Below are 4,707 nucleotides of genomic sequence, written 5' to 3' on the forward strand. Positions count from 1 at the left end.
ACATTTTTTCCTGTGAAAAGCTGTTTTTTTCCATAAAATAAGCGAAACGGAGCGTTTTTTAGCTCCGTTTCTTTTTGGTGTTTTGAATATTTTTATCTCATATTGATAGAAATATTATAAGCGTTCATTTAATTCTTTTGCTAAATCTTCGAATCCTTCTTTACCTAATAAAGCAAACATGTTTTTCTTGTATGCTTCGACACCTGGTTGATCAAATGGATTTACCCCATTTAAGTAACCTGAAATAGCTACTGCAATTTCGAAGAAGTAAATTAAATGACCTAATGAATATTCATCCATTGCTGGAATAGTCACTAATAAGTTTGGTACTTGACCGTCTGTATGAGCTAATAATGTTCCTTGGTAAGCTTTAGTGTTAACAAAGTCAACTGTTTCCCCTTCAAGGTAACGTAAGCCATCTAAATTCTCTTCCATTTTTGGAATCTCAACATCATGACGAGGTTTTTCTACTTTAACAACTGTTTCGAAAATATTACGTTTACCTTCTTGGATAGTTTGACCAACAGAGTGTAAGTCAGTTGAAAAGTTTGCACTTGATGGATAGATACCTTTCAAGTCTTTACCTTCTGATTCACCATATAATTGTTTCCACCACTCAGAGAAGTATTGCATTCCGGGTTCGTAGTTCACTAAGATTTCAATATCTTTACCTTTACGGTGTAAGATGTTACGGATGGTTGCATATTGATAAGCTTCATTAGTTGTTAAATCTGGATTGCTGTATTCTTTCATTGCATCAGCAGCACCTTGCATTAATTGATCAATGTTAGCTCCAGATACGGCAATTGGTAATAATCCTACTGCTGTTAAGACAGTGAAACGGCCACCGATCCCGTCTGGAATAACAAATGATTCGTATCCTGCAGCGTTGGCTTCATCTTTTAACGCACCACGTGCTTTATCTGTCGTTGCATAAATACGTTTGGTTGCTTCTTCAACACCGTATTTTTCGATTAACTTCTCTTTGAATACACGGAACGCAATTGCTGGTTCAGTAGTCGTACCCGATTTAGAAATAATGTTAACAGAAAAATCACGGTCACCAATAATATCTAATAAGTCATGTAAGTAAGTAGATGAAATACTATTACCAGCAAAGAAAATTTGTGGCATACCTTTTTTACCTGCTTTTACATTATAGAAAGAATGATTTAAAAAGTCGATGGCAGCACGAGCACCTAAGTAAGAACCACCAATACCAATTACAACTAATACTTCAGAATCATTTTTAATTTTTTCAGCTGCTTCTTTAATACGTGCAAATTCTTCTTTATCATATGCTTCTGGCCAATCTACCCAATCTGTAAAGCCTGCACCAGCACCTGTTTTTTCTCTTAACATTTTATCTACTGCTGTGATTTGAGTTTGTAATTGAGCTAATTCGTTTTCTCCTACGTAATTGCTTACTTTTGAATAATCAAATTTAATATGTGCCATTATTACTATGCTCCTTTTGAATATTTTTGTTATAGCGATCTGTTTCTATATTTTCAATGCCTTCAGCAATCCATTCCGGCATCTTTTTATCTAAGGTTGCAAAACCTATCGAAGGTGTAAACCTTTTGCGTCTTTTCTTAGGTCGGGCTGGAAAAGGAGGTGTATTGACCTTAATCAAAGCCCGAATTGATAAACTGATTTTTTCAGTATATTCATCAATATCAACAACGATTACCTTTACCTTGTCCCCTACCTTAAAAAATTCATCAAAATCAGATACAAAACCATGTCGACATTCAGATATATGTATTAGTCCTTGCTCTTCTTCTGATAGACTCACAAAGACACCGTAGTTTTGAATTCCAGTGATTTCACCTTCGACAATATTACCAATTTTAAATTTTGTCACAATATCGTCTCCTTCTAAAACCACTTTTAATTATACTTCAGTTTTGTCTTTTTGCCAATGTTACTTTACAGTAATTGATTCAATAACAACTGGTTTTTGTGGCTTGTCTTGAGCGCCAGTTTCGACCGCTTCAATAGCTAAAACATTATCAAAGCCATTTTTAACATGTCCAAAGACTGTATGACGTTGGTCTAACCATGGCGTTCCACCTTCTTTAGCGTAAGCTTCAACGATTTCTTCTGGGAATCCTAAGTCTTTCATTTGAGCTAACATTTGAGTTGGAACATTACTTGCCGTTACGATGAAGAATTGACTTCCATTGGTATTAGGACCCGCATTCGCCATTGATAAAGCGCCTCTCAAATTAAATAGATCACGTGTGAATTCATCTTCAAATGACTGTCCATAAATACTTTCTCCACCCATCCCGGTACCAGTTGGGTCGCCACCTTGAATCATAAAGTCTTTAATCACTCGATGGAAAATAACGCCATCATAATAACCTTTTTTCGCTAATTCAATGAAATTTTCTACAGTTTTAGGTGCTTGTTCTTTAAATAATACCAATTCAATATCACCGTAATTTGTATGTAAAATTACATTTGATTCTAAATTCTCTACATTTAGTTGTGGGAACATCAATTGTCCGCCTCCTTAAATTTTACTTCCATTCTATCTTACCTTAATTATATTCAAGTTTCAAAATTTTTTGGTGCTATATTGAGGTTTTTTTGTTATGATATAAGAGAACAAGAAATTGGAGGAACTATCTAGGATGAACTTTCCACTTATTAGCTCGCTCTTGGCGATTATTTTTACTCAATTTATTAAATATCCCATTGCTAAATATTTTAGAAATTCAAATACCAATATTGACATCGTCACTTCCACCGGTGGTATGCCGAGTTCTCACTCTGCTGCTACTAGCTCACTCATTACAGCTTTAATCTTGCAATACGGTTTTAGCTCACCCTATGTAGCGATTGCGACCGTGTTTGGTATTATCGTAATGTTTGATTCGATGGGTGTTCGTCGTCAAAGTGGTGAACAAGGTTTAGTTTTAGATCAAATTGCCAAGCAACATTTAGAAGAAAATCCTAACGACTCGATTGGTGATTATGATTACGATAAATATAAAGCGATGGTTATCAAGAAATATTTAGGCCATAAACCCAGTGAAGTCATTGTTGGCATTATGACAGGAATTATGGTAGCATTCTTTTTAAACCGAATCTTTAGATTCTTTATAGAAATGCAATAATATGAAAGGAACATTGACATTTGGAATTATTTGATATAACAATTATAGGTGGTGGGCCCGTCGGGTTATACACCGCCTTTTATGCGGAAATGAGACAAGTAAAAGTTAAAATTATTGAAAGTTTAGAAAACTTAGGTGGGCAACCGGCACATCTTTATCCTGAAAAAACGATTTACGATATTCCGGCTTATCCAGCTACTTCAGGAATTGAATTAACAAACAACTTGGTTAAACAATTGGAATTATTTGAAACGAATATTGTACTGGGTCAAAAAGTGATTAACATTACCAAAGATGACCAAGAGCATTTTTTAATCGAAACAGATAAGGAAACTCATTATTCTAAAACAGTGATTATCGCCATTGGGAATGGTGCTTTTAGTCCTCGTAAATTGAATTTACCCGAAGCAGCGCAATATGAAGAACAAAATTTACACTATTATGTCAATCAACTATCACAATTTGCCGATAAAGATGTCGTGATTTGTGGTGGTGGTGACTCGGCCGTCGACTGGGCATTAATGTTAGAACCTATCGCTAAATCTGTTACATTATTACATCGCCGTCCACAATTTAGAGCCCTTGAACACAGCGTGAATCAGTTGATGCAATCTTCAGTTAAAGTCATGACCCCTTATATACCTAGCCAGATTATAGGGGATGGTCATACGTTAAATGCGATTGAAATCACTCAACCTAGAGGTGACGAGAAATTAACAATAAAAGCGGATCATTTTATAATTAGTTACGGCTTTTCGTCAAGTATTGGCAATGCGAAAAATTGGGGCATCAATATTGAACGGAATCTAATTCCCGTGAATTCCGCTTATGAAACGAATATTAAAGGCATTTTTGCGGTAGGAGATATTGCCAATTACCCTGGTAAAATTCGCATCATCGCTACTGGTTTTGGCGAAGGTCCGACTGCTGTAGGTAATGCGATTGAACAATTCAACCCTGGAGCTGGTCGCCAACATATTCATAGTACCAGTTTATTTGAACAGTAATATTTAAATTAGAAAGGAAATTAGTATGTCTGAGAAGTTAATTGAACAAGAAATTTTAGAACAACACGCTTATAATTTATTAGCTGAACGTGGTGTTTCAATTGAAGAAATCGCAACTATCGTTTATGAATTACAAGCACCTTATGTCAAAGACTTAACGATGGGAGAATGTATTCATAATTTGAAAATGGTCATGAAAAAACGCGAGGTACAAAATGCGGTCATTACCGGTATTGAAATTGATATCGCCGCAGAAAAAGGCGTGTTCTCACCTACTTTAAGTGACTTATTAATGCGCGATGAAGGGTTATACGGCATCGATGAAATCCTAGTGCTATCCATCGTCAATGTCTATGGTTCGATTGGGATGACCAATTTTGGTTATGTCGACAAAATTAAACCTGGTATTATTGGTGAATTAAACAGTCAAAAAGGCGAAAAATGTAACACCTTCATCGATGATGTTGTTGGAGCACTTGCTGCAGCAGCGGCTAGTCGTATCGCCCATTCTCAAACTAAATAAAAAAACGACGAAACAGGCAAAAGAGAAGCAACTAAAGCTTTCACTTTTT

Annotated in this window: 6 protein-coding genes; 3 read left to right on the forward strand and 3 right to left on the reverse strand. The window is 35.7% G+C overall.

Features of this window, described 5'->3' with window-relative positions; genetic code table 11:
• Window positions 1-114: 114 nt before the first annotated feature.
• Genes GSA01S_RS09355 through GSA01S_RS09365 form a run of 3 tightly spaced genes read right to left on the reverse strand, consistent with a single transcriptional unit; the run spans window position 115 to window position 2,506 of the window.
• Window positions 115-1,458 (reverse strand): glucose-6-phosphate isomerase, encoded by a 1,344-nt coding sequence (locus GSA01S_RS09355; protein ID WP_066126907.1) that lies wholly within the window; start codon window positions 1,456-1,458, stop codon window positions 115-117.
• The gene (locus tag GSA01S_RS09360) at window positions 1,445-1,867 is read right to left on the reverse strand and encodes a CvfD/Ygs/GSP13 family RNA-binding post-transcriptional regulator (protein WP_066126909.1); all 423 of its coding nucleotides are present in this window, start codon (window positions 1,865-1,867) and stop codon (window positions 1,445-1,447) included. The genes GSA01S_RS09355 and GSA01S_RS09360 overlap by 14 nt, the downstream gene beginning before the upstream one ends.
• Window positions 1,868-1,927: 60 nt before the next feature.
• Complete coding sequence (locus tag GSA01S_RS09365) at window positions 1,928-2,506, reverse strand: peptidylprolyl isomerase (protein WP_066126910.1); 579 nt, start codon at window positions 2,504-2,506, stop codon at window positions 1,928-1,930.
• 136 nt (window positions 2,507-2,642) lie between these two features.
• Between GSA01S_RS09365 and GSA01S_RS09370 the strand changes: the two genes are divergently transcribed.
• Genes GSA01S_RS09370 through GSA01S_RS09380 form a run of 3 tightly spaced genes read left to right on the forward strand, consistent with a single transcriptional unit; the run spans window position 2,643 to window position 4,658 of the window.
• A complete protein-coding gene (locus GSA01S_RS09370; RefSeq protein WP_174519413.1) occupies window positions 2,643-3,128 on the forward strand; it encodes a divergent PAP2 family protein in 486 nt (161 codons plus the stop codon).
• A gap of 20 nt (window positions 3,129-3,148) precedes the next feature.
• A complete protein-coding gene (locus GSA01S_RS09375) occupies window positions 3,149-4,135 on the forward strand; it encodes an NAD(P)/FAD-dependent oxidoreductase (RefSeq protein ID WP_066126913.1) in 987 nt (328 codons plus the stop codon).
• Between the two features lie 25 nt (window positions 4,136-4,160).
• On the forward strand, window positions 4,161-4,658 hold the full coding sequence (locus GSA01S_RS09380) for a phosphatidylglycerophosphatase A family protein (protein WP_066126914.1): 498 nt from the start codon (window positions 4,161-4,163) through the stop codon (window positions 4,656-4,658).
• Window positions 4,659-4,707: the final 49 nt, after the last annotated feature.

Origin of the sequence: Globicatella sanguinis NBRC 15551, from assembly GCF_001552295.1 — a bacterium.
GTDB classification, from domain to species: domain Bacteria; phylum Bacillota; class Bacilli; order Lactobacillales; family Aerococcaceae; genus Globicatella; species Globicatella sanguinis.

What these genes read in the sequence shown, in the direction of transcription:
- GSA01S_RS09355 (WP_066126907.1), bottom strand. Translation starts at nt 1,458, where the DNA reads ATGGCACATATTAAATTTGATTATTCAAAAGTAAGCAATTACGTAGGA.
- GSA01S_RS09365 (WP_066126910.1), bottom strand. Translation starts at nt 2,506, where the DNA reads ATGTTCCCACAACTAAATGTAGAGAATTTAGAATCAAATGTAATTTTA.
- GSA01S_RS09370 (WP_174519413.1), top strand. Translation starts at nt 2,643, where the DNA reads ATGAACTTTCCACTTATTAGCTCGCTCTTGGCGATTATTTTTACTCAA.
- GSA01S_RS09380 (WP_066126914.1), top strand. Translation starts at nt 4,161, where the DNA reads ATGTCTGAGAAGTTAATTGAACAAGAAATTTTAGAACAACACGCTTAT.